Here is a 24555-nt window from a genome sequence, read left to right as displayed (position 1 = left end):
TGGCAGGCCGCCGTGATCCGCGCCGCCATCACGCTCAAGCTGTCGGTATACGAAGACACCGGCGCCATCATCGCCGCCATGACCACCAGCGTGCCGGAAGCGCCGGGCAGCGCGCGCAACTGGGACTATCGCTATTGCTGGTTGCGCGACGCCTTTTTCGTGGTGCGCGCATTGAACAGCATTTCCGAGCTAGGCACCATGGAAGACTATCTGCGCTGGCTCACCAACGTCGTGGTGCGTTCCGCCGGCGGCCACGTGCAGCCGCTGTACGGCATCGGCCTCGAAGAAGCTCTGCCGGAACAGATCCTCGACCACCTGCCCGGCTATCGCCACCATGCGCCGGTGCGCGTCGGCAATCAGGCCTACGAACATTTCCAGCATGACGTCTACGGCAACATCGTGCTCGGCGCGGCGCAGGCCTTCCACGATGCCCGCTTGCATCATCGCGCCGGCATCGAACAGTTCAGCCATCTGGAAGCCGTCGGCGAGCGCGCCTTTGAAATGTACGACCGGGCCGACGCCGGCATGTGGGAGTTGCGCACGCGTTCGCGTATCCATACCTCGTCGGCGCTGATGAGCTGGGCCGCCTGCGACCGGCTCGCCAAGATTGCGGTGCGGCTCGAACTGGCCGATCGCGCAGCGCATTGGCATGGGCGCGCCGACATGATCGGCAAGCGCATCCTGACCGAAGCCTGGAACGAGGAACGCCAGACCTACGCCGAAAGTTTCGGCGGTCGCGACCTCGACGCCAGCGTCTTGCTGATGGTGGAGGTCGGCCTGATTGCGCCGACCGACAAGCGCTTCATCGCCACCGTCGACGCGCTGGAAAAATACCTGTGCGACGGCCCCTACATGCGCCGTTACGAGGCGCCCGACGATTTCGGTCGTCCCGAGACCGCCTTCAACATCTGCACCTTCTGGCGCATCGACGCGCTCGCGCGCATCGGTCGCAAGGAGCAGGCGCGCGAGATTTTCGAAGCCATGCTGGCGGCGCGCAACCACGTCGGCCTGCTGTCCGAAGACACGCATCCGGTCACCGGTCAGATGTGGGGCAATTTTCCGCAGACGTATTCGATGGTCGGGATCATCAATTGTGCGATGCGCTTGTCCGCCTCCTGGGAGAGCGTCATCTGACGTTCTTCGGCCTATGCATCTACCATTGTTTCAATCCATCCGACGCAACAAAAAAGGAGCTTCACCATGTCTCGCCTCGTCGTAGTTTCCAATCGTCTCGCCGATCCGCGCAAACCGGCGGCCGGGGGACTGGCGGTGGCGCTGGGTGAAACCCTCAAACGCACCGGCGGCGTCTGGTTCGGCTGGAGCGGCAAGGTCGTCGAAGACGGCACGCCCGGCGAAGGCGCCTTGCATGTCGGCCAGGCCGGATCCGTCACGTTGGCCGAACTCGATCTGTGCGCCGAAGACCACGACGCTTATTACCGCGGCTATGCCAACGGCGTGCTGTGGCCGGTATTCCATTACCGGCTCGATCTGGCGCATTTCGAAGCGGGGCATCTGGGCGGTTATCGTCGCGTCAATCAACTGTTCGCGCGCAAGCTGATGCCGCTGCTCAAGCCCGATGACCTGATCTGGATCCACGACTATCACCTGATCCCGCTGGCCGCCGAATTGCGCGCCATGGGTTGCGGCAACCGCATCGGTTTTTTCCTGCATATTCCGTTGCCGCCGCAACAGATCCTGGCGGCGATTCCTTCGCATGAATGGCTGATGCGCGCCTTGTTTGCCTACGACCTGGTGGGTTTCCAGACCGAAGCCGATCTGCTGCATTTCTCGCATTACGTCAAAGCCGAGGCCACTGCAGAGACTGTCGGCGCCAGTCAGTTCCGCGCCTTCAACAGCACAGTGCAGGCCAAGGCTTTTCCGATCGGGATCGACGTCGACGACTTCCAGCGTCTCGGCCGCGCGCGCGAGGCGCGCGAGACCTTCGAGACGACGCGCCAGGAATATTCGCGGCGACGCCTGCTGATCGGCGTCGACCGGCTCGATTACTCCAAGGGGCTGCCGCATCGCATCCGCGCTTTCCGCGAGCTGCTGCTGCAATATCCGGAAAACCGGCATAGCGCGACGCTGCTGCAGGTAGCCTCGCCGAGCCGCGAAGACGTCGACGCCTACGGCGACATCCAGCGCGAGCTGGAAAGCCTGTGCGGCGCCATCAACGGCGACTATGGCGATTTCGAGTGGATGCCGATTCGCTATATGCATCGCACCGTGGCGCGCAAGCGCCTGCCGGGTTTGTATCGTGCCTGCGCGGTGGCGCTGGTGACGCCGTTGCGCGACGGCATGAATCTGGTGGCCAAGGAATTCGTCGCGGCTCAGGACGAGAATGATCCCGGTGTGCTGGTGCTGTCGCGTTTTGCCGGCGCCGCCGAGCAGATGAAAGAGGCTCTGCTGGTCAATCCCTACGACACGCACGGCACCGCGCAGGCCATCCAGCATGCCTTGCAGATGCCGCTGGAGGAACGCAAGCAACGCCATGCCGCCTTGCTGGCCGGGATCCGCGAGTTCAACGTGCACTGGTGGTGCAGCAGTTTCTTGCAAACGCTGGAACAATCGCGTTAAAAAATCGAATTTATCCTTTTTCCGCAGACAATCGGCCGGTTGCAGCGATTTTATCGTTGTCTGACCGCTAATTTATTGTCATTGGGCAGCATCCGGCAGGCGCTTGGCCGGTCTTGAAACGGCATTGATTGGCCTGATCCGCAGCACGCTCGTAAAAACGTCTGAAAAACCTTTATAATTCAGGGTTTTGGACGATTTTTGCCGGAGTAATTCATGCCGATTTACGCGTATCGCTGCGAAGCGTGTGGTTTTGCCAAAGATGTGCTGCAAAAGATGTCTGACGACGCGTTGACCGTTTGCCCATCCTGCAACAAGGACAGCTTCAGGAAACAATTGACCGCCGCCGGCTTCCAGCTCAAGGGCTCGGGCTGGTATGTGACCGATTTCCGCGGCAACGGCAGCGGCGTCGCCAACAGCACCGGTGCCACCGGGACGGCCTTGCCTGCGACCGAAGCGCCGGCGTCTTCCGATGGCGCTGCTGCTGCGCCTGCCGCTGCATCCACAACTGCTGCAGCACCGGTGGCTAATCCTGCGCCTGCTGCGGCCCCGAGTACGCCGAGCGCCTCCAGCGCTCCAAGTACGCCTAGCGCTTCTTGAGCAAAACTGCGAAACCCCATCCCATGCGCAAATATTTCATCACCGGTCTGCTGATCCTGGTCCCGCTGGCAATCACGGTGTGGGTGCTCAACCTGATCATCGGCACCATGGATCAGTCGCTGCTGCTGCTGCCGGAAAGCTGGCGGCCGGAAGCGCTGGTCGGTTTCCACATTCCCGGCCTGGGCACCATCCTCACGTTGCTGATCATCTTCATCACGGGCCTGGCCACGCGCAACTTCATCGGCCGCCAGGTGGTGTCGCTGTGGGAAGGCCTGCTGACCCGCATTCCGGTGGTCAAGTCGATCTACTCCAGCGTCAAGCAAGTGTCCGACACGCTGTTCTCGTCATCCGGCAACGCCTTCCGCAAGGCGGTGCTGGTGCAGTATCCGCGCCAGGGCTCGTGGACCATCGCCTTCCTGACCGGCATCCCGGGCGGTGAAGTGAAGAACCACCTGCAAGGCGACTACGTCAGCTTGTACGTGCCGACCACGCCGAACCCGACCTCAGGATTTTTCCTGATGGTGCCGCGCGCCGACACCGTCGAACTGGACATGAGCGTGGACGAAGCGCTCAAGTACATCGTCTCGATGGGCGTGGTGGCGCCGGAGATGCAGGCGGACAAGAAGATCATCACCGACATCGCCACCGATGCGGGCAAGCATAATTGACGGGGCGTCCAGCGCCGCGCGCTTCCAATATGCATGCGCGCGCTGTTCTGCCCCGCCTTCACTTTGACTTTGCCAGCATCAAAGAACACACAAGAACTGAATCAAACGAAACTGAATAAACGGAACCTGAATATGTCCATGCGAACTCAATACTGCGGCCTCACCACTGAGGCACTGCTCGGCCAAACCGTCAGCCTGTGCGGCTGGGTGCATCGTCGCCGCGACCACGGCGGCGTGATCTTCATCGACTTGCGCGACCGCGAAGGCCTGGTGCAGGTCGTCTGCGATCCCGACCGCGCCGACGTGTTCAAGAATGCCGAAGCCGTGCGCAACGAATTCTGCCTGCGCATTACCGGCGTCGTGCGCAACCGTCCTGAAGGCACCGGCAACGCCAACCTGAAGTCGGGCAAGATCGAAGTGCTGGCGCACGAACTGCAAGTGTTGAACCCGTCGGTCACGCCGCCGTTCCAGCTGGACGACGACAACCTGTCGGAAACCACCCGCCTGACGCACCGCGTGCTGGACCTGCGCCGTCCGCAAATGCAAAACAACCTGCGCCTGCGTTACAAGGTGGCGATGGAAGTGCGCAAGTTCCTCGACGCGCAAGGCTTCATCGACATCGAAACGCCGATGCTGACCAAGTCGACCCCGGAAGGCGCGCGCGATTACCTGGTGCCGTCGCGCGTGAACGCCGGTGAATTCTTCGCGCTGCCGCAATCGCCGCAGCTGTTCAAGCAACTGCTGATGGTCGCCAACTTCGACCGTTACTACCAGATCACCAAGTGCTTCCGCGATGAAGATCTGCGCGCCGACCGTCAGCCTGAATTCACCCAGATCGATTGCGAAACCTCGTTCATGAACGAGCAGGAAATCCGCGACTTGTTCGAAGGCATGATCCGCCTGGTGTTCAAGAACGTGCTCGACATCGACTTGCCGGACCCGTTCCCGGTCATGGACTTCGCCACCGCGATGGGCATGTACGGTTCGGACAAGCCGGACATGCGCGTCAAGCTGGAATTCACCGAACTGACCGACGTCATGAAGGATGTCGAATTCAAGGTCTTCGCCGGCGCAGCCAACAGTGAAGGCGGCCGCGTGGTCGGCCTGCGCGTGCCGGGCGGCGCCGAAATGCCGCGTTCGGAAATCGACGCCTACACCCAGTTCGTCGCCATCTACGGCGCCAAGGGTCTGGCCTACATCAAGGTAAATGAAAAGGCCAAGGGCCGCGACGGCCTGCAATCGCCGATCGTCAAGAACCTGCATGACGCCGCACTGGCCGCCATCGTCGAGAAGACCGGCGCGCAGGACGGCGACCTGATTTTCTTCGGCGCCGACAAGACCAAGGTCGTCAACGATGCGATCGGCGCGCTGCGCGTGAAGATCGGTCACAGCGACTTCGGCAAGAAGAACGGCCTGTTCGACGACGCCTGGCGTCCGCTGTGGGTGGTTGACTTCCCGATGTTCGAATACGACGAAGACAACCAGCGCTGGGTCGCGCTGCATCACCCGTTCACCTCGCCCAAGGATGGCCACGAAGATTTCATCTCGACCAACCCGGGCGCCGCCATCGCCAAGGCCTACGACCTGGTGTTGAACGGTTGGGAAATGGGCGGCGGTTCGGTCCGTATCCACCGCGCCGACGTGCAGAGCAAGGTGTTCCGCGCGCTGAAGATCGACGACGAAGAAGCACGCCTGAAGTTCGGCTTCCTGCTGGACGCGCTGCAATACGGCGCGCCTCCGCACGGCGGCATCGCCTTCGGCCTGGATCGCCTGGTCACCATGATGGCCGGCGCCGAGTCGATCCGCGACGTGATCGCTTTCCCGAAGACCCAGCGCGCGCAGGATTTGCTGACGCAAGCACCGTCGGCGGTCGACGAGAAGCAACTGCGCGAACTGCACATCCGCCTGCGCAATGCGGAACCTGCGATCAAGGCTTAAGTTTTTTGTAATACCGTCCGCGCCTTGGCCCTGATTGGCGCGGACAAAAAGGAAGGCGCATGCAGCAATGCATTGCGCCTTTTTTTACGTCCACGTTTTTTGTTGTCGCCACATGTTCGCACCGTGGAATGCTTTGTTGTGAGCAGCCCGGTGTCTGTGCATCGGGGATGTCGGCATGACGATTGGATATAAATCTTTTACGCATGCATGCGCTGCAAGCATGGCGACATGCGCAGATATCATTTCCGGCTTGCTTCTTGCTGACCCTATTATCCAACGCATGTCCATGTGTTCAATCTAAGGGGGAGATCATGCAAACCAATGCTGCTTATGCTGCTGCACCGGTTGTTGTCAGCGGCGACCAACGACGGCGAGCGATTGTCGCCACCGTGATCGGCAACGGGCTCGAGTGGTTTGACTTCACCGTCTACAGCTTCTTTGCCGTCATCATTGCCAAGCTGTTTTTCCCGACCGGTAACGAGCTGACCTCCCTGCTGCTGGCGGTGGCGACTTTCGGAGTGGGCTTCTTCATGCGTCCGGTCGGCGGCATCCTGCTCGGCATTTATGCCGATCGCGTCGGCCGCAAGGCGGCGCTATCGCTGACGATACTGCTGATGGCGGCGGGCACGACGCTGATCGGTATTGCGCCGACCTATGAGCAGATCGGCCTGTTTGCACCCTTGATTATCGTGGTCGCGCGTTTGCTGCAAGGTTTCTCGGCCGGCGGCGAAATGGGCAGCGCCACCGCCTTCCTCACCGAGTACGCACCGGTCAAGCAACGTGCTTACTATTCCAGCTGGATCCAGGCCAGCATCGGCGTGGCCGTGTTGCTGGGTGCTGCAGTCGGCACCTTTGTCACCAGCAGCCTGAGTCCTGAGGCGCTGGCGGGCTGGGGCTGGCGCCTGCCTTTCCTGCTGGGCATCATTATCGGCCCGGTCGGCTATTACATCCGCCATCACCTCGACGAAACGCCGACTTTCCTTGAAGCCAAGGACAAGACCGATTCGCCGCTCAAGGAAATCATCAGCAACTTCCCGCGTGAAACGCTGGCGAGCTTTTCCATGGTGATCCTGTGGACCGTCTGTACCTACGTGCTGTTGTTCTACATGCCGACCTATTCGATCAAGGTGCTGAAGCTGCCGCAGTCGACCGGTTTCATCGCCGGCATGGTGGGTGGTCTGTGCATCATGGTGTTTGCGCCTATCGTCGGCCGCATCGCTGACCGCTTCGGTCGCCGCGGTTTGTTGTCCGGTGCAGCGCTGCTGATTTTGCTGCTGGCTTATCCGATGTTCGCTTATATCAACGCGACGCCGGGTCTGTTCTCGTTGCTGATTTTCCAACTGGTGTTCGGCATCCTGATTGCGACCTACACCGGTCCGATTCTGGCGGCATTCTCCGAACTGTTTCCTGCCAAGGTGCTGTCGACCGGCTTGTCGGTTGCCTACAACCTGGCGGTGACTATTTTCGGCGGCTTCGCATCGTTCTTCATCACCTGGCTGATCGCCGCCACCGGCAGCACCATGGCGCCGGCGTTCTACGTCATGATCGCCGCCGCCATCAGTCTGGTCGGCACCCGTTTCGTGCGTGAGCCATCGTATTTGCAACAAGCTTAATTTCGAATTTTCAATTTTTCCATGACCAAGATTCTCCTGCAGGGCGGAAACATCCTTGATCCGGCCCACGGCAGTTTGCTGCTCCGCCACGATGTTCTGATTGAAAACGATCGCATCATCGATGTGTCGTCGACACCTATCGATGCGCCTGACGCCAAGCGTATCGATGTCAGCGGCAAGACCGTCATGCCCGGCCTCATCGATTGTCACGTCCACGTGCTGGCTTCACTGGCGAACCTGGGCGCGAATGCGCTGCAACCTGGCTCATTGACTTCGATTCGCGCCTTGCCGATTGTCGAGGCCATGCTGAACCGCGGCTTCACGACGGTACGTGATGCCGGCGGCGCCGACTGGGGACTGGCGCAAGCCATTGCCATCGGACTGGTGCCGGGTCCGCGGATTTTTCCATCGGGCAAGGCTTTGTCGCAAACCGGTGGCCATGGCGATTTCCGTCCGCGTTCTGATGTACTGGAGCCATGCTCCTGCGCATTCCGCGCGGGTGCGATTGCCCGCGTGGCGGACGGCGTCGATGCCGTGCGTCTGGCTGCGCGCGAAGAAATCCAGAAGGGCGCCACGCAGATCAAGATCATGGCCTCCGGTGGCGTCGCATCGCCGACCGATCCGATCGGCAACACGCAATACAGCGAAGACGAAATCCGCGCTATCGTCGCCGAAGCGGAAGCTGCACAGACTTACGTCATGGCGCATGCTTACACCGGACGCGCCATTTCACGCGCCGTGCGTTGCGGCGTGCGTACCATCGAACACGGCAATCTGGCGGATGCCGATGCAGCATGCGTCATGCGTGAGCATGGCGCCTTCGTGGTGCCGACGCTGGTGACGTACGACTCGCTGGCGCGCGATGGTGCGCGTCTTGGCTTGCCGGCGGATTCGGTTGCCAAGATCGAATCGGTGCGCCAGGCCGGTCGTGATTCACTGAAGATTTATGCCGAGCACGGCGTGCAGATGGGTTTCGGTTCCGATCTGCTGGGCGAGATGCATCAGGATCAGTCGCAGGAGTTCGTCATCCGCGCCGAGATCCTCGGCAACCTGGAAGCGATTCGTTCGGCAACCTCGATTGCCGCCGCCATCCTGCAGCGCGAGGGCGAGCTGGGTACCGTCCGTGCCGGTGCGCGTGCCGATCTGATCGTGGTCGACGGCAATCCGCTTGACGACATTCGTTTGCTGGCGGGGCAGGGCGAGCATCTGTCGCTGGTCATGCAAGGCGGCTATCTGCATCGCAGCCGTATCTAAGCCGGTTTTGAGCAGTATGTGATTCGGTGCCTGCCGGGCACGTTTTTCGCTCTATGATGGGGTTCTGAGTAGTTTGTTTCTTTGTCCCTTGTTCGATCACGGGCCCCATCATGCGTATTTCTCCACTTCCTCCTTTACCGTCGCTGATCGCGTTTGAGGCTGCCATGCGGCACAGCAGCTTCACGCGCGCCGCGGCAGAGCTGCATCTGACGCAGAGTGCCATCAGCCGTCAGATCGCGCAGCTCGAACGTTTCCTTGGCAAGAAGCTTTTCATCCGCGAACCGCGCGCCTTGCGGCTGACCGTCAGCGGCCAGCGCTACGCCGAAGAGGTGCAGCGCCTGCTGGTCGGTTGCGCCGAGGTCACCGAAGACATCATGAAGCGCAAAGGACACAGCGAACTCACCGTCGCCTGTTCTTCCGGCGTTGCCGTGCTGTGGCTGACGCCGCGTCTGGCGCGCTTCCGGGCGCTGCAGCCGGAGTGCCATCTGCGGTTGATCGTCAACGACAGCCTGGCCGCTTTGTCGGAAACCGATTTCGACATGGGCATCTACTTCCTGCGCGACGGGCCGCCGTCTGGCCTGGCGGCGCGGCGGCTGTACGATGAAGAAGTCTTCCCGGTTTGTTCACCTGCTTATCTGGCCGGACGCACGCTTGCACCCAAAGACTTGTTGCAGGAAACCCTGCTCATGCAGGAAGACGGTCAACGCCAGTGGTTGTCCTGGCAGAACTGGATGGCGCAGAACGATCTCGCCGACGTGCGCATCGAGCATCAGATCCTTTCCAACCAATATCCGATTTTGTTGCAGCTGGCGATGGAAGGCCATGGCATCGTCCTGGCCTGGCGCCACATGATCGATGCCTGCATGCGCGAAGGCCTGCTGGTGCGTGCCTGTGAAGCGAGCGCCAGCTTGGGCGGCGGTTATTACGCGGTGTGGCCGCGCGACCGTATCGAACATGCGGCGGCACGCAGCTTTCGCAACTGGCTGGTGGAGGAGAGCGCGGCCTCGATGGAAGCATGACTGTGCGCACCGCAGAGTTCCCGCTGACGATACAATGAGTGTTGGCAACGTTGTCACATGCTCAAGAGAAATGAACCGTCCATTTAAAATTCCCGAGTCCGTCCTGGTTGTTATTTACACTGAACAACTCGAGGTCCTCCTGATCGAACGTACTGACAAGGCTGGTTACTGGCAGTCGGTGACCGGTTCCAAAGACATGCTGGATGAGCCTCTGGCAGAAACTGCCCGGCGCGAGGTGGGTGAAGAAACCGGGATCTTGGTCAGTGACGAAATCAGTGTTTCGCCGACAGTCGCAAATCGGGTTCCGTGCGATCATCTGCTGGACTGGCAGTTGTCCAACGTGTACGAAATTTATCCGGTCTGGCGCCATCGTTATGCGCCGGGTGTGACGCGCAACACCGAGCACGTGTTCGGCTTGCTGGTGCCGCAGGGGATTCCGGTGACGCTGGCGCCGCGCGAACATACGCGTTACCAGTGGTTGCCGTATCGCGAGGCCGCCGATCAATGTTTTTCGCCGTCGAATGCAGAGGCGATTCTGCAGTTGCCGCAATATATTTCTGCCGGACCAGATCGCTCCCATCCATAGTTGCTACAGCAACATCAACAAGGGGTTTTGCCGATCTATGAAGTTACGCATAGCCACTTACAACATCCACAAAGGCGTCACCTCTTTCAGCGGACGCCCGCGCATTCATGCGCTGAAGCAGGCGCTGACCCAGCTCGACGCCGACTTGCTGTTCCTGCAGGAAGTGCAGGGGCGGCACGATCGCATTGCTATACGCCATGCCGCGCATTGGCCGCAGCAGGCCCAGCATGAATATCTTGCCGGTGAGTCGCATCACGTTGCCTACGGCATGAACGCGGTGTACGACCATGGCCATCACGGCAATGCCTTCCTCTCGCGGTTTGCGATTGCATCTTCGCGTAATCAGGATGTTTCTGATCACGCCTATGAGTCGCGCGGCATCCTGCATTGCGTGGTCAATATCGACGGCGTTGAAGTGCACTGCTATGTCATCCATCTGGGTTTGTTTGCGCGTAGTCGCCATCGCCAGACTGCTGCACTCATCGAGGCCGTGCGCGCTTCCTCGCCGCCCGACGTGCCGCTGATCATCGCGGGCGACTTCAACGACTGGGGCAACAAGCTCAGCGACTTCCTGCGGATTCGCCTGGGCGTCACCGAAGTCTTCGAGCAGCAATCCATGCCGCACGGCCTGATGGGCTATCTGCGCAAGCTGGGCGGCATGCGACAGGTGGTGCAGCCGGCGCGTACTTTCCCGGCGTCGATGCCGTGGCTGCGGCTCGACCGTATCTATCTGCGCGGGTTTGAAGTCGAGTCGGCGCAGGTCTTGCGCGGCGGCTTGTGGGCTACGCTGTCGGATCACGCGCCCATCGTCAGCACCTTGCGCTTAAAATGACGGCAACGCCACTTCCCCCGGTTTCCCCTTGTCCAATTTGACGTCGAGTTTCTTCCCATCTCCGGTCCCGCCATGCGCGTAATCAGCTATAGCGGCGAAAATGACATCACGTTGCTGCGCAGCGGTGCGGAGTTTTTTCCGGCGCTGATCGCCGCCATCGACGAAGCGCGCGTCGAAATCTATCTCGAGACTTATATTTTCAGCATCGACGACACCGGCATCCTGGTGCGCGATGCCTTGACGCGTGCGGCCGGGCGCGGCGTGATCGTCAGCGTGATCACCGACTGGGTCGGCACCGGCCGTGTCGCCAGCAAGCAGGTCAAGGCGACGCTGGTCGAGGCCGGCGTCCAGCATCGCTCGTTCAATCCCTGGTTCCGCCGTGGCGTCGCGCGCAGTCATCGCAAGTTGTGCGTGGTGGATCGCAAATGGGGGTTTGTCGGCGGCCTGAACATCATTGACGATTTTCTCGATGACGCCAGTCATGCAACCCTGCCGGCACCGCGCTGGGATTTTGCGGTGCGCATCAGCGGTCCGCTGGTCGAAGCGATCCACGAGGAAATGCAAAACCAGTGGATACGCATCGGCAAGATGAAACTGCGTGCGCGCTGGGACAAATTCAAAATGGCGCGTTACACGCGGCATGGCACCGAGCCCGGACAGGCGCTGGCAGGGCTGGTGGTGCGCGACAATCTGCGCAACCGCCGCACCATCCAGCGCGCTTATCTGCAGGCGCTGGGGCGGGCACGCGAAACCGCTTTCCTCGCCAATCCGTATTTCGCGCCGGGCCGTAAATTGCGGCGGGCGCTGGAGGAGGCCGCCATGCGCGGCGTGAAGGTGACCTTGCTGCTGGGCGTGGGGCAATTTTATCTGCAGGATGCCGTGGCGCATTCTTTCTATCCGAAGCTGCTGCGTGCCGGCGTGCGCATTGTCGAATACACCAAGACGCAATTGCACGCCAAGGTTGCCGTCATCGATGACGAATGGGCGACGGTCGGTTCCAGCAACTACGATGGTCTGAGCCTGTTCGTCAATCAGGAAGCCAACGTGGTCGTCAGCGACGTCGATTTCGCTCATACGCTGCGCAACGAAATCGAAGTAGGACTGAGCGAGGGCCGGCTGGTGCAGCTGCAGGATTTCGAGCATTCGCCGTGGTACAAGAAGCTCTGGTACGGCACGGCTTTTTTGTGCTACCGCGGGATCATCCACGTCATCACGCTGGGGCAGGACGCCTGATACGCGTTTCTTGTCACTGTCTTTGCACAGGTTTGCTCGATAATGCAGTTTTATTTTTGCCGGCGGTCGGGCAAATTTGTCGCTGCAACGAAATTCCTATCCAATCAATAAAAACAATCAATTTCTTATTTTTAATTAATTTAATTAAAGTTCATGCAGTACCGCATCCAGCTGGCCATGGATCATCTCGGCTGGCTGGAAGTGTTAGCGGGCTTAGCGTCAATACATTGAACGGAATATCGAGCAAGGCTCTCTATAGGTTCATTCTTTTTTCATCAATTTTTCGCGGTTCATTCCGGGCCGCGACAACACCAGGAGACTTCATTATGTCAACCGAAGCCAAGTGCCCATTTCACCATGCCGCCGGTGGCGGTACGACCAGCAAGGACTGGTGGCCAAACCAGTTGCGCGTTGACTTGTTGAACCAGCATTCCAACAAGTCCAACCCACTGGGCGAGGAGTTTAATTACGCTGAAGCATTCAAACAGCTGGACTACAAGGCGCTCAAGGCCGATCTGGTCAAGTTGATGACGGACAGCCAGGATTGGTGGCCGGCCGATTTCGGTCACTATGGTCCGCAGTTCATCCGCATGGCTTGGCATGCGGCGGGCACTTACCGCACTCTGGACGGGCGCGGCGGCGGCGGGCGCGGCCAGCAGCGTTTTGCACCGCTCAATTCCTGGCCTGACAATGTGAATATTGACAAGTCGCGTCGCCTGCTTTGGCCGATCAAGCAGAAGTATGGTCAAAAAATTTCCTGGGCCGACTTGCTGATTCTGACCGGTAATGTGGCGCTGGAGTCCATGGGTTTTCGTACTTTCGGCTTTGCCGGCGGTCGCGCCGACGTGTGGGATCCGGATACGGACGTGAACTGGGGGGCGGAAACCACTTGGCTGGGCACGGACAAGCGCTTCTCCGGCGACCGCGAACTGGATGAAAACCTGGGCGCGACGCATATGGGTCTGATTTACGTGAACCCGGAAGGTCCGAATGCCAGCGGCGACTATATGGCCGCAGCCAAGGATATCCGCGCCACGTTTGGCCGTATGGCGATGAACGATGAAGAAATCGTTGCCTTGATTGCCGGTGGCCACACTTTTGGCAAAGCCCACGGTGCGGCACCGGAATCGCACAAGGGGGCTGAGCCTGAGGGCGCGCCGATAGAGGCGCAGGGCTTGGGCTGGGTCAGCAATTTCGGCCAGGGCCACGGCAAGGACACTGTTTCCAGCGGTCTGGAAGTGACCTGGACCAAGACCCCGGCATTGTGGAGCAACAACTTCTTCGAGAACCTGTTCAAGTATGAATGGGAACTGACCAAATCGCCCGCCGGTGCGAAGCAGTGGGTCGCCAAGGATGCCGAGGACATCATTCCAGACGCGCACGTCAAGGGAAAATTCCACAAGCCCACGATGTTGACCACCGACCTGACGCTGCGCTTCGACCCGGAATTCGGCAAGATTTCCCAGCGTTTTTCAGAAGACCCGCAGGCCTTTGCCGAAGCCTTTGCCCGCGCCTGGTTCAAGCTGACGCACCGCGATATGGGGCCGCGTGCACGTTATCTGGGGCCTGAGGTGCCGGCTGAAGAACTGATCTGGCAAGATCCGATTCCGGCCGTGGATTACAAGCTGGTGGATGCCGCCGACGTGGCTGCACTCAAGGCCAAGGTGCTGCTCTCCGGCTTGTCGACGAGCGAACTGGTCGGCACTGCGTGGGCGTCAGCCTCGACTTTCCGCGGCTCGGACAAACGCGGCGGCGCCAACGGTGCGCGTATTCGCCTGGCCCCGATGAAGGATTGGGATGTCAATCAGCCGGTGCAACTGGCCAAGGTACTCAAGACGCTGGAGGGTATTCAGTCCGATTTCAATCAGTCGGCCACGGGCGGCAAGAAGATATCGCTGGCCGACCTGATTGTGCTGGCCGGCGGCGTTGGGGTGGAGCAGGCGGCCAAGGCCGCAGGCGTCAACGTGACCGTGCCATACACACCGGGACGTAACGATGCGCGGCAGGATCAGACGGATGTGGAGTCCTTCGCCGTGCTTGAGCCGCGGGCTGACGGCTTCCGTAATTACGCCGGCAAGAAGTTCGGCGTACCAGCGGAGGTCTTGCTGATTGACAGGGCGCAGTTGCTGAATTTAAGCGCACCCGAGCTGACCGTGCTCATCGGTGGCCTGCGTGCGATCAACATCAACGTCGGCGGCGTCAGGCACGGCGTGTTCACCAATACGCCGGGCGTGCTGAATAACGACTTCTTCGTCAACCTTCTCGATATGGGCACGCAGTGGAAACCGCTGGCGACCGATGCAGAGGTGTTCGAGGGGCGCGACCGCAAGAGCGGCGAAGTCAAGTGGACGGGCACACGGGTGGACCTGGTCTTTGGCTCAAACTCCGTGCTGCGTTCTCTCGCCGAGGTGTATGCCGAATCCGACGCAAAGGAAAAGTTCGTCAAAGACTTCGTCGCGGCCTGGGTCAAGGTGATGAACGCCGATCGCTACGATTTGGCGTAATGACGTGAAAATGGCGTGGGCACATGCCGTTTTCAATCCAGGCTCAGTGCTGAGTCGTAACAATGAAAGCGATGCATCTGTACAGGTGCATCGCTTTTTCACTTCAATATGCCGGTGTTCTTCATGCGCGACCGCGGTTTGCCGCGTTCGGATCGCTGCATGCGCGGTTTTTCGGCAGTCGCACATCCAGCTTCACTATAGACAAAAATCTTTGAATAAACGTCCTCTTCATACCGAAAATACACCATATCGCCATTGCCTCTGAAATGGACTAAGATGGACGTCCGGATTTCAACAAGCAAGTCAGTCCACCCCCGGAAAGACTTCGGATATTTAATCAAAGGAGTGAAACATGGATGACGTCGTTATTGTTGCAGCACAGAGAACAGCAGTCGGTAAGTTCGGCGGTTCCTTGTCGAAAATTGCCGCCTCCGATCTGGGCGCGCAAGTCATCAAAGCATTGCTGGCGAAGACAGGCATCAAACCTGAAAGCATCAGCGAAGTCATCCTCGGCCAGGTGCTGACAGCCGGCGTCGGCCAGAACCCGGCGCGCCAGGCGGTGATCCGCTCCGGCCTGCCCGACATGGTCCCGGCCTTCGTGGTCGGCAAGGTGTGCGGCAGTGGCCTGAAGGCGGTGCAACTGGCGGCGCAGGCGATCAAATGCGGCGACGCGCAGATCGTCATCGCCGGCGGCCAGGAAAACATGAGCGCTTCGCCGCACGTGCTGAACAATTCGCGCGACGGCTTCCGCATGGGCGATGCCAAGCTGACCGACACCATGATCGTCGACGGTCTGTGGGATGTGTATAACCAGTACCACATGGGCATCACCGCCGAAAACGTCGCCAAGAAATACGACATCTCCCGCCAGGAGCAGGACGAGTTTGCCGCCGCTTCGCAAAACAAGGCGGAAGCCGCGCAAAAAGCCGGCAAGTTCAAGGACGAAATCGTGCCGATCGAAATCAAGGGCAAGAAAGAAACCGTCCTGTTCGACACCGATGAATTCATCAAACCGGGTGTCACCGCCGAAGCGCTGGCAAGTCTGCGTCCTGCATTCAACAAGGAAGGCAGCGTTACCGCCGGCAATGCTTCCGGCATCAACGACGGCGCGGCTGCCGTGATCGTGACGTCGGCCAAGCTGGCTGCCGAATTGGGCCTGCCGGTGCTGGCCAAGATCAAGTCCTACTCGTCGGCCGGTCTGGATCCGAGCATCATGGGCATGGGCCCGGTGCCGGCGTCGCAACTGACCTTGAAGAAGGCCGGCTGGACGCCGCAAGACCTCGATCTGATGGAAATCAACGAAGCCTTTGCGGCGCAAGCGATTGCGGTCAACAAGCAAATGGGCTGGGACACCAGCAAGATCAACGTCAACGGCGGCGCGATTGCGATCGGTCACCCGATCGGCGCCTCCGGCTGCCGCGTGCTGGTCACGCTGCTGCACGAAATGGTCCGTCGCGACGCCAAGCGCGGCCTGGCCAGCCTGTGTATCGGCGGCGGCATGGGCGTGGCGCTGGCGGTCGAGCGCTGATGTGGTTTGCCGGCGGCAGCTGTCGCCGGCATTGGCAGTAACGGATATGCCGGCCTTGATGAATGCGAGGCCGGCATTTTCATTTTTCATCGATTCAAGCTATGGCTGACGTTATACGCATCGACAAATGGCTCTGGGCAGCGCGTTTTTTCAAGACGCGTTCGCTGGCGACCGATGCAGTCGAGCGCGGCAAGGTCAAATTGAACGGCGACCGTACCAAGCCTTCGCACAATGTGAAGATCGGCGACACCTTGCTGATCGACAACGGCTCCACCGAATGGGAAGTCGTCGTCTGCGGTATCTCCGGTAAACGCGGGTCGGCGGCCGTGGCGCAAACGCTGTACGGTGAAACCGCCGCCAGCGTCGAAAAGCGTCGCCTGCTTGCCGAACAGCATCATTTTTTCCGCGAACCCGCCTCCGCCATCAAGGGCCGTCCGACCAAGCGCGACCGCCGTTTGCTGGATCAATCCTCTTCCTGAACCATCCATCCCTGCCGCGCCGACTTGCCTGGCCGGCATCTTTTCCCCTGTGCGAAATGACCGTCCGGCTTTGCCGAGACAGTGGCGCTGCCGCATCCCCAGAATCAATTTGAGAGAGTCTCCATTTTTTGTTTGACATTTGCCATGCAATGAATAATAGTACGACCGTTCGCATAAAAAATTCTGCGCTGCCCGGGTAGGCCGAATACAACAATAAAGATCGGTGCAGCACGTAACAGTTGGCGTTTTTCGAGATACAACAATGATTGAGACATCCTCCTCCGTGACACGGCCGAAGTTCATGCGCAAGGGCGAGTTGACGCGCGCCGCCATTCTTGACGTGGCGCTGGAACTGTCCAGTCGCGACGGCCTGGAAGGCCTCACCATCGGTTTGCTCGCCGAAAAAATGAAGATGAGCAAATCCGGCGTGTTCGCCCATTTCGGCTCGCGCGAAGACCTGCAGATCGAGGTGGTGCGCTTGTACCATCATCGTTTCGAGCAGGAAGTTTTCTATCCCAGCATCAAGGAGCCGCGCGGCCTGCAGCGCCTGCAAGGCATGTTTGCGCGCTGGGTCAAGCTGGTCAGCGTGGAAATCGCGCTCGGCTGCATCTACATCAGCGGGGCGGTCGAATACGACGACCGTCCGGGCGCCATCCGCGATCATCTGGTAGCGATGGTGCAGGCCTGGCGCGACGCGCTGCATCGCTGCATCAACCAAGCGATGGAAATGGGCCACCTGCGCGACGACATCAACGTCGAGCAAATGGTCTATGAAATCTACGGCCTGATCCTGGCGTTGCACCACGATGCGCGCTTCCTCAAGATCCCGGGCAGCGTGGAACGCGCGCAGGCCGGTTTCGACCGCCTGATCGACAGTTACCGCAACCCGCAGGCACCGCAAATGTCGGCAGCCGACAAGGCCGCCGGCAGCAAAAGCACGAAAAGTACAGGCGCGGCTGCCAAAAAAGCCGCTTAGTTAGTTTGCGATTTTAGTTTCAACTATTACTGAGTCATTTCCTGATTCATTTCTTGATTCATCAGTTCTGCCGGAGACAAAACATGCCCCAATACAACGCCCCCCTTCGCGACATGCAATTCGTTCTGCATGAGTTGCTGAAGGTAGAAGACGTCCTCAAGACCTTGCCGGCGCACGCCGACACCAACCGCGAACTGATCGACCAGGTACTGGAAGAGGGCGGCAAGTTCACCTCGCAGGTGCTGTTCCCGCTGAATCATTCCGGCGACCGCGAAGGCTGCACCTACAACAAGGAAACCAAGACCGTCACGCCGCCGAAGGGTTACAAGGAAGCCTACAAGCAATACGTGGAAGCCGGTTGGGCGGCGCTGTCCTGCGATCCGGAGTTCGGCGGCCAAGGCCTGCCGCTGGTCATGAACAACTCTTTCTACGAAATGCTGAACTCGTCGAACCAGGCGTGGACCATGTATCCCGGGCTGTCGCACGGCGCCTACGAGTGCATCCATGCGCACGGCTCCGACGAGCAAAAAGCGTTGTACCTGCCGAAGCTGGTTTCCGGCGAATGGACCGGCACCATGTGCCTGACCGAGTCGCACTGTGGCACCGATCTCGGCCTGTTGCGCTCCAAGGCTGAGCCGCAAGCCGACGGTTCCTACAAGATCACCGGCAGCAAGATCTTCATCTCGGCCGGCGAGCACGACATGTCGGACAACATCGTCCACCTGGTGCTGGCGCGCCTGCCGGATGCGCCGCAAGGTTCCAAGGGCATCTCGCTGTTCATCGTGCCGAAGTTCATGCCGAACGCCGACGGCTCGCTGGGTTCGCGCAATCCGATCGCCTGCGGCGCCATCGAAGAAAAGATGGGCATCCACGGCAACGCCACCTGCCAGATGAATCTGGACGGCGCAGTCGGCTGGCTGATCGGCGAACCGCACAAGGGGCTGAACGCGATGTTCGTGTTCATGAACGCCGCCCGCCTGGGCGTCGGCATGCAAGGCCTGGGTCTGACCGAAGTCGCGTATCAGAACGCGCTGGCCTACGCCAAGGACCGCATCCAGATGCGCAGCCTGTCGGGCGTCAAGGCGCCGGACAAGGCCGCCGATCCGATCATCGTCCATCCCGACGTGCGCCGCATGTTGCTGACTGCCAAGGCTTACGCCGAAGGCGGCCGCGCATTCTGCTCCTACGTCGCGCTGCAACTGGACAAGGAACTGAATCACCCGGACGAAGAAGTCCGTAAGGAAGCCGCCGACCAGGTCGCGCTGCTGACGCCGGTGATCAAGGCCTTCATCACCGACAACGCCTGGATCGCGACCTCCGAGTGCCTGCAAGTCTACGGCGGCCACGGCTACATCTCCGAATGGGGCATGGAGCAATACGTGCGCGACGCCCGCATCAACATGATCTATGAAGGCACCAACACCATCCAGTCGCTGGATTTGCTGGGCCGCAAGATCCTGATGGACAACGGCGCCAAACTCAAGAAGTTCGGTGCGCAAGTCCAGGCATTCATCGAAGACAACGGCACCGACGAAGCGATGTCCGAGTTCATCTCGCCGCTGGCCGACATCGGCGACAAGGTATCCAAGCTGACCATGGAAATCGGCATGAAGGCCTTCCAGAATCCGGACGAAGTCGGCGCCGCCGCCGTGCCTTATCTGCGCGTCGTGGGCCATCTGGTCTATGCGTACTTCTTCGCGCAAATGGCGAAGATTGCATTGGAAAAACAGGATTCGGGCGACAACTTCTACAAGTCCAAGCTGGCGACTGCGCGCTTCTATTTCGCGCGCCTGCTGCCTGAAACGGCAACGCTGATTCGTCAGGCCCGTTCGGGCTCGGCCAATCTGATGGCCCTGGACGCGGATCTGTTCTAAGTCACAAACGCCGCTGGGTCCTGACGTTCGTCAGGACGACGGTGCGAGATTTGAAGGTGTTTGATTCTGTCATCGACCTCAAATTAATCCGTCGTCCCAGCGAACGCTGGGACCCAGAGGCGTGAATGCCTGAAGTACCAGCCAGGCGGCAAGTTTTTCGAACCTCGCCGTCACGCCAGTGTCATCACAGCACAGCATGCTGTAAAAAATTGCGGGAAGGCGTAGAGTGTCGCAAGCCGTCGGGGTTTTCCGGGTTTGTCGTACTGTCCTTTGCTTCCTGACTAGTCAGACCTCATTTCTGCATCACTACAAGGAGACACGCGTGTCCAACTTCATCGTCAAAAAAGTAGCCGTTCTCGGCGCGGGTGTGATGGGCGCCCAGATTGCAGCGCACTGCATCAACGCCAAAGTGCCGGTTGTCCTGTTCGACCTGCCGGCCAAGGAAGGTCCGAAAAACGGCATCGTCCAGCGCGCCATCGAAAACCTGAAAAAACTCAGCCCTGCGCCCTTGGGCAACAAGGAAGACGCATCGCTGATCCAGGTCGCCAACTACGAAGACGACATCGAACTGCTCAAGGGCTGCGACCTGATCATCGAAGCCATCGCCGAACGCATGGACTGGAAGCACGACCTGTACAAGAAGGTCGCGCCACACATCGCGCCGAACGCCATCTTCGCGTCCAACACCTCCGGCCTGTCGATCACTGCGCTGTCCGAAGGTTTCGACGCCGAACTGAAATCGCGCTTCTGCGGCGTGCACTTCTTCAACCCGCCACGCTACATGCATCTGGTCGAACTGATCCCGACCGCCACCACCAATCCGGAAATCCTCAACCAGCTTGAAGCCTTCCTGACCACCACGCTGGGCAAGGGTGTGGTGCGCGCGTTCGACACGCCTAATTTCGTCGCCAACCGCGTCGGCGTGTTCGGCATCCTGGCGACCGTTATTGAAGCGGAAAAATACGGTCTGTCGGTCGATGTCGTCGACGACCTGACCGGCGCCAAGCTGGGCCGCGCCAAGTCGGGCACCTTCCGCACGGCGGACGTGGTCGGCCTGGACACCATGGGTCACGTGATCAAGACCATGCAGGACAACCTGAAGGACGATCCTTTCTTCTCGTCGTATGCGACGCCGCCGCTGCTGGCCAAGCTGGTCGAGCAGGGCGCGCTGGGCCAGAAGAGCGGCGCCGGTTTCTACAAGAAGGTCGGCAAGGACATCCTGCGCATCGATCCGGCCAAGGGCGATTACGTCCCGGGCGGCGGCAAGGCCGACGACATCATCGCGCGCATCCTGAAGGAAAAGGATCCGGTCAAGCGCATGAAGGCGCTGCATGATTCGACCAACCCGCAAGGCCAGTTCCTGTGGGCGATCTTCCGTGATGCCTTCCACTACATCGCCGTGCATCTGGAAACCGTCGCCGACAACGCGCGCGACCTCGACTTCGCGATGCGCTGGGGCTTCGGTTGGAGCGTCGGCCCGTTCGAGACATGGCAGGCTTCCGGCTGGCAGCAAGTCGCCACCTGGATCAAGGAAGACATCGACGCCGGCAAGGCGTTGTCGACGGCACCGCTGCCGGCATGGGTGTTCGATGGTCGTGAAGGTGTCCACACTGCGCAAGGTTCCTGGTCGCCATCGAAGAAGGCCAACGTTGCCCGCTCCGAACTGCCGGTGTATCAACGCCAGGCATTCCGCGCGCCGCTGGTCGGCGAAGGCGCCGCCGACGGCAAGACCGCCGGCACCACGTTCTTCGAGGACGATTCAGTCCGCATCTGGCATCAGAACGACGACGTCCTGATCCTGTCCTTCAAGACCAAGATGCACGTCATCGGCCAGGGCGTCATCGACGGCATGAACAAGGCCATCGACGAAGCAGAGAAAAACTTCAAGGGCCTGGTGATCTGGCACGCGGATGCAGCCGAAGGCGGCGCGTTCTCGGCCGGCGCCGACCTGCAGTCGATGCTGCCGCTGTTCATGTCGGGCGGCGTCAAGGCCATCGAGCCGGTCGTGCATCACCTGCAACAGGCGCATCAACGCCTGAAATACGCCAACGTCCCGGTCGTCGCCGCAGTCGCCGGCCTGGCGCTGGGCGGCGGTTGCGAACTGCTGTTGCATACCGCCAAGCGCGTGGCCTCGATCGAGTCCTATATCGGCCTGGTGGAAGTCGGCGTCGGCCTGATCCCGGCCGGCGGCGGCCTGAAGGAAGCGGCCGTGCGCGCCGCCAGGGAAGCCAAGGGCAACGACATCCTGCAATTCCTCAAGGACTACATGCTGGCTGCGGCCACCGCCAACGTCTCCAAGTCCGCGCTGGAAGCACGCAAGCTGGGCTACCTCAAGGCCGACGACGTGATCGTCTTCAATCCTTATGAATTGCTGCACGTGGCCAAGGTCGAAGCGCGCGCGATGTTCGACTCCGGTTACCGTCCGGCGCTGGCGCCGCAAGTGGCGGTGGTCGGCCGCTATGGCGTCGGCACCATCATGGCGCAGCTGGTCAACATGCGCGACGGCGGCTTTATCTCCGCCCACGATTTCAAGCTGGGCCAGATGATCGCCGAGATCGTCAGCGGCGGCGAAGTCGAAGAGGGCAGCGTGGTCAACGAGCAATGGTTGCTGGATCTGGAGCGCAAGGCGTTCATGGAACTGCTGAACCATCCGAAGACGCAAGAGCGAATCATGGGAATGATGCAAACAGGCAAACCTGTTCGGAATTAATTTTCGCCAATGCATCGAGCCACGTAAAAAATCAGGAGCCATAAATGACCAAACAACTTCAAGACGCCTACATCGTCGCTGCGACGCGCACCCCGATCGGCAAAGCGCCGCGCGGCATGTTCAAGAACGTGCGCCCGGACGACCTGCTGGTGCGCGTGATTCAATCCGCGATTGCGCAAGTCCCGGGCCTCGACCCGAAATTGATCGAAGACGCCATCATCGGCTGTTCCTTCCCGGAAGGCGCGCAGGGCCTCAACATGGCGCGTAACGCCGTGCTGCTGGCCGGCTTGCCGAACACCATCGGCGGCGTGACCATCAACCGTTACTGCGCATCCGGCATCACCGCGGTTGCGATGGCGGCGGACCGCATCCGCGTCGGCCAGGCCGACGTCATGATCGCCGGCGGCGCCGAGTCGATGTCCATGGTGCCGATGATGGGCTTCCATCCATCGGTCAACATGAGCGCATTCAAGGACGAAAACATCGGCATGGCCTACGGCATGGGCCTGACCGCTGAGAAAGTCGCCCAGCAATGGAAGGTCTCGCGCGAAGCGCAGGACGCTTTCGCACTGGCCTCGCATCAGAAGGCGATTGCAGCGCAACTGGCCGGTGAATTCAACGATGAAACGACATCGGTCGACATCGTCGAACGCTTTCCCAACCTGGCGACCGGTCAGATCGACATCAAGACCCGCACCGTCAACAAGGATGAGGGCGCGCGCGCCGACAGCACCATCGAAGCACTGACCAAGCTGAAACCGGTGTTCGCCGCCAAGGGCAGCGTCACCGCAGGCAACAGCTCGCAGACTTCCGACGGCGCCGGCGCCTTGATCCTGGTCAGCGAAAAGATCCTCAAGCAATTCAACCTGACACCGCTGGCGCGTTTCGCTTCGTTCGCAGTACGCGGCGTGCCGCCGGAAATCATGGGCATCGGTCCGAAGGAAGCCATCCCCGTCGCCCTGCGCGCGGCCGGCATCACCCAGGACCAGCTGGACTGGATCGAGCTGAACGAAGCTTTCGCGGCACAAGCGCTGGCGGTGATTCAGGATCTGGGTCTGGATCCGTCCAAGGTCAACCCGATGGGCGGCGCGATTGCACTCGGCCACCCGCTCGGCGCGACCGGCGCCATTCGCGCGGCGACCACCATCCATGCGATGCGCCGCAAGAATCTGAAGTACGGCATGGTCACCATGTGCGTCGGTACGGGCATGGGCGCGGCCGGCATTTTCGAACGCATGTAAGTCAGAACCAAAACGACAAAGCTTGGGAATCAAGCCGCACAGTCACTGGCCGTGCGGCTTTTTTTTATCGGAGACATATGGACATTCAAATCACCAAAGACAATGGCATTCTGACCATCGGCTTCAATCGCGAGGAAAAGAAGAACGCCATTACCGCAGCGATGTACCAGCAGCTGGCCGACGCCATCAAAGACGCCGAGACCGACAATGCCGTGCGCGCCATCCTGTTCACCGGCAAGCCGCAGGCTTTCAGCGCGGGCAATGACCTGGAGGATTTCCTCAAGAATCCTCCCAATAGCAAGGAAGCGCCGGTGTTCAAGTTTTTGTGGGAGATCAGCCACGCGAGCAAACCTGTAGTGGCGGCGGTTTCGGGCGTTGCCGTCGGCATCGGCACTACCTTGCTGCTGCATTGCGACCTGGTGTATGCGGCGGACAATGCCAAGTTCTCGATGCCATTCACCCAGTTGGGTTTGTGCCCCGAAGCCGCATCGTCGCTGCTGCTGCCGCATCTGGTCGGCTACCAGCGCGCCGCCGAGAAATTGCTGCTGGGCGAAGCCTTCGACGCGGCCGAGGCGCGCGACATGGGCATCGTCAATCGTGTGTTGACGGTGGAAGAGTTGCTACCTTATGCACAGAAGCAGGCGGCCAAGCTGGCTGCGTTGCCGGCAAGTTCGATTCGCGTCACCAAGCAATTGATGAAGAAGAACCGTGTCGCAGCAACCGAGACGCAGATGGCGGTGGAGATCGATCACTTTGCGAAGATGTTGACGGCGCCGGAGGCGAAGGAAGCTTTTACGGCGTTCTTTGAAAAGCGTAAGCCGGACTTTACGAAGTTCGTCTGATTGCTTTAGGGGTAAAGGTCAGGCATCGCGCGACATCCTATATAGGAGTAGAAAATCAGGCTCATCCCGTCAGGGATGGGCCTG

The 24555-nt window shown here is 60.2% G+C and carries 19 protein-coding genes; all 19 read left to right on the top strand.

What is annotated here, in order from left to right:
* Positions 1–1134, top strand: a 1134-nt coding sequence (locus tag PMI16_RS06640) for a glycoside hydrolase family 15 protein (RefSeq protein WP_007877689.1), incomplete at its 5' end; no start/stop codon positions are given.
* Positions 1135–1200: 66 nt separating this feature from the next.
* On the top strand, positions 1201–2577 hold the full coding sequence (gene otsA / locus PMI16_RS06635) for an alpha,alpha-trehalose-phosphate synthase (UDP-forming) (RefSeq protein ID WP_007877687.1): 1377 nt from the start codon (positions 1201–1203) through the stop codon (positions 2575–2577).
* 213 nt (positions 2578–2790) lie between these two features.
* Positions 2791–3174 (top strand): FmdB family zinc ribbon protein, encoded by a 384-nt coding sequence (locus PMI16_RS25220; protein ID WP_007877686.1) that lies wholly within the window; start codon positions 2791–2793, stop codon positions 3172–3174.
* A 23-nt stretch (positions 3175–3197) separates the two neighbouring features.
* Positions 3198–3842, top strand: a complete 645-nt coding sequence (locus PMI16_RS06625; protein WP_007877685.1) for a DUF502 domain-containing protein — start codon at positions 3198–3200, stop codon at positions 3840–3842.
* Positions 3843–3974: 132 nt separating this feature from the next.
* Positions 3975–5780, top strand: coding sequence for an aspartate--tRNA ligase (gene aspS / locus PMI16_RS06620; RefSeq protein ID WP_007877684.1), 1806 nt, complete (start codon positions 3975–3977; stop codon positions 5778–5780).
* Between the two features lie 311 nt (positions 5781–6091).
* Positions 6092–7393 carry an MFS transporter gene (locus tag PMI16_RS06615; protein WP_007877683.1) on the top strand — a complete coding sequence of 434 codons (1302 nt, stop codon included), beginning with the start codon at positions 6092–6094 and terminating at the stop codon, positions 7391–7393.
* A gap of 21 nt (positions 7394–7414) precedes the next feature.
* Positions 7415–8647 (top strand): metal-dependent hydrolase family protein, encoded by a 1233-nt coding sequence (locus tag PMI16_RS06610; RefSeq protein WP_007877682.1) that lies wholly within the window; start codon positions 7415–7417, stop codon positions 8645–8647.
* 110 nt (positions 8648–8757) lie between these two features.
* A complete protein-coding gene (locus tag PMI16_RS06605) occupies positions 8758–9666 on the top strand; it encodes a LysR substrate-binding domain-containing protein (protein ID WP_034379437.1) in 909 nt (302 codons plus the stop codon).
* Positions 9667–9736: 70 nt separating this feature from the next.
* Positions 9737–10252, top strand: a complete 516-nt coding sequence (gene nudB, locus PMI16_RS06600) for a dihydroneopterin triphosphate diphosphatase (protein WP_007877680.1) — start codon at positions 9737–9739, stop codon at positions 10250–10252.
* A 37-nt stretch (positions 10253–10289) separates the two neighbouring features.
* A complete protein-coding gene (locus PMI16_RS06595) occupies positions 10290–11084 on the top strand; it encodes an endonuclease/exonuclease/phosphatase family protein (RefSeq protein ID WP_007877679.1) in 795 nt (264 codons plus the stop codon).
* A 72-nt stretch (positions 11085–11156) separates the two neighbouring features.
* Positions 11157–12317, top strand: coding sequence for a cardiolipin synthase ClsB (clsB, locus tag PMI16_RS06590; RefSeq protein WP_007877678.1), 1161 nt, complete (start codon positions 11157–11159; stop codon positions 12315–12317).
* Between the two features lie 326 nt (positions 12318–12643).
* Positions 12644–14821 carry a catalase/peroxidase HPI gene (katG, locus tag PMI16_RS06585; protein ID WP_007877677.1) on the top strand — a complete coding sequence of 726 codons (2178 nt, stop codon included), beginning with the start codon at positions 12644–12646 and terminating at the stop codon, positions 14819–14821.
* A gap of 352 nt (positions 14822–15173) precedes the next feature.
* Positions 15174–16349 (top strand): acetyl-CoA C-acetyltransferase, encoded by a 1176-nt coding sequence (locus tag PMI16_RS06580; protein WP_007877673.1) that lies wholly within the window; start codon positions 15174–15176, stop codon positions 16347–16349.
* 101 nt (positions 16350–16450) lie between these two features.
* Entirely contained in the window at positions 16451–16828 is a 378-nt protein-coding gene (locus PMI16_RS06575) for an RNA-binding S4 domain-containing protein (protein WP_007877672.1), read from the top strand.
* Positions 16829–17090: 262 nt separating this feature from the next.
* Entirely contained in the window at positions 17091–17804 is a 714-nt protein-coding gene (locus tag PMI16_RS06570) for a TetR/AcrR family transcriptional regulator (protein ID WP_007877670.1), read from the top strand.
* 83 nt (positions 17805–17887) lie between these two features.
* Complete coding sequence (locus PMI16_RS06565) at positions 17888–19678, top strand: acyl-CoA dehydrogenase C-terminal domain-containing protein (protein ID WP_007877669.1); 1791 nt, start codon at positions 17888–17890, stop codon at positions 19676–19678.
* 322 nt (positions 19679–20000) lie between these two features.
* Complete coding sequence (locus PMI16_RS06560; protein ID WP_007877668.1) at positions 20001–22388, top strand: 3-hydroxyacyl-CoA dehydrogenase/enoyl-CoA hydratase family protein; 2388 nt, start codon at positions 20001–20003, stop codon at positions 22386–22388.
* A gap of 44 nt (positions 22389–22432) precedes the next feature.
* Positions 22433–23629 carry an acetyl-CoA C-acyltransferase gene (locus PMI16_RS06555; protein WP_007877667.1) on the top strand — a complete coding sequence of 399 codons (1197 nt, stop codon included), beginning with the start codon at positions 22433–22435 and terminating at the stop codon, positions 23627–23629.
* A gap of 77 nt (positions 23630–23706) precedes the next feature.
* Positions 23707–24471: an enoyl-CoA hydratase gene (locus PMI16_RS06550; protein WP_007877666.1), complete on the top strand. Its 765-nt coding sequence runs from the start codon at positions 23707–23709 to the stop codon at positions 24469–24471.
* Positions 24472–24555: the final 84 nt, after the last annotated feature.

The sequence above is a fragment of the Herbaspirillum sp. CF444 genome (genome assembly GCF_000282135.1).
Lineage (GTDB): Bacteria > Pseudomonadota > Gammaproteobacteria > Burkholderiales > Burkholderiaceae_D > Herbaspirillum.
This window is presented reverse-complemented; position numbering and strand designations above follow the sequence as displayed.

Coding starts and splice junctions, on each gene's coding strand:
- otsA (WP_007877687.1), top strand. CDS start 1,201: ATGTCTCGCCTCGTCGTAGTTTCCAATCGTCTCGCCGATCCGCGCAAA.
- PMI16_RS25220 (WP_007877686.1), top strand. CDS start 2,791: ATGCCGATTTACGCGTATCGCTGCGAAGCGTGTGGTTTTGCCAAAGAT.
- PMI16_RS06625 (WP_007877685.1), top strand. CDS start 3,198: ATGCGCAAATATTTCATCACCGGTCTGCTGATCCTGGTCCCGCTGGCA.
- aspS (WP_007877684.1), top strand. CDS start 3,975: ATGTCCATGCGAACTCAATACTGCGGCCTCACCACTGAGGCACTGCTC.
- PMI16_RS06615 (WP_007877683.1), top strand. CDS start 6,092: ATGCAAACCAATGCTGCTTATGCTGCTGCACCGGTTGTTGTCAGCGGC.
- PMI16_RS06610 (WP_007877682.1), top strand. CDS start 7,415: ATGACCAAGATTCTCCTGCAGGGCGGAAACATCCTTGATCCGGCCCAC.
- PMI16_RS06605 (WP_034379437.1), top strand. CDS start 8,758: ATGCGTATTTCTCCACTTCCTCCTTTACCGTCGCTGATCGCGTTTGAG.
- nudB (WP_007877680.1), top strand. CDS start 9,737: ATGAACCGTCCATTTAAAATTCCCGAGTCCGTCCTGGTTGTTATTTAC.
- PMI16_RS06595 (WP_007877679.1), top strand. CDS start 10,290: ATGAAGTTACGCATAGCCACTTACAACATCCACAAAGGCGTCACCTCT.
- clsB (WP_007877678.1), top strand. CDS start 11,157: ATGCGCGTAATCAGCTATAGCGGCGAAAATGACATCACGTTGCTGCGC.
- katG (WP_007877677.1), top strand. CDS start 12,644: ATGTCAACCGAAGCCAAGTGCCCATTTCACCATGCCGCCGGTGGCGGT.
- PMI16_RS06580 (WP_007877673.1), top strand. CDS start 15,174: ATGGATGACGTCGTTATTGTTGCAGCACAGAGAACAGCAGTCGGTAAG.
- PMI16_RS06575 (WP_007877672.1), top strand. CDS start 16,451: ATGGCTGACGTTATACGCATCGACAAATGGCTCTGGGCAGCGCGTTTT.
- PMI16_RS06570 (WP_007877670.1), top strand. CDS start 17,091: ATGATTGAGACATCCTCCTCCGTGACACGGCCGAAGTTCATGCGCAAG.
- PMI16_RS06565 (WP_007877669.1), top strand. CDS start 17,888: ATGCCCCAATACAACGCCCCCCTTCGCGACATGCAATTCGTTCTGCAT.
- PMI16_RS06555 (WP_007877667.1), top strand. CDS start 22,433: ATGACCAAACAACTTCAAGACGCCTACATCGTCGCTGCGACGCGCACC.
- PMI16_RS06550 (WP_007877666.1), top strand. CDS start 23,707: ATGGACATTCAAATCACCAAAGACAATGGCATTCTGACCATCGGCTTC.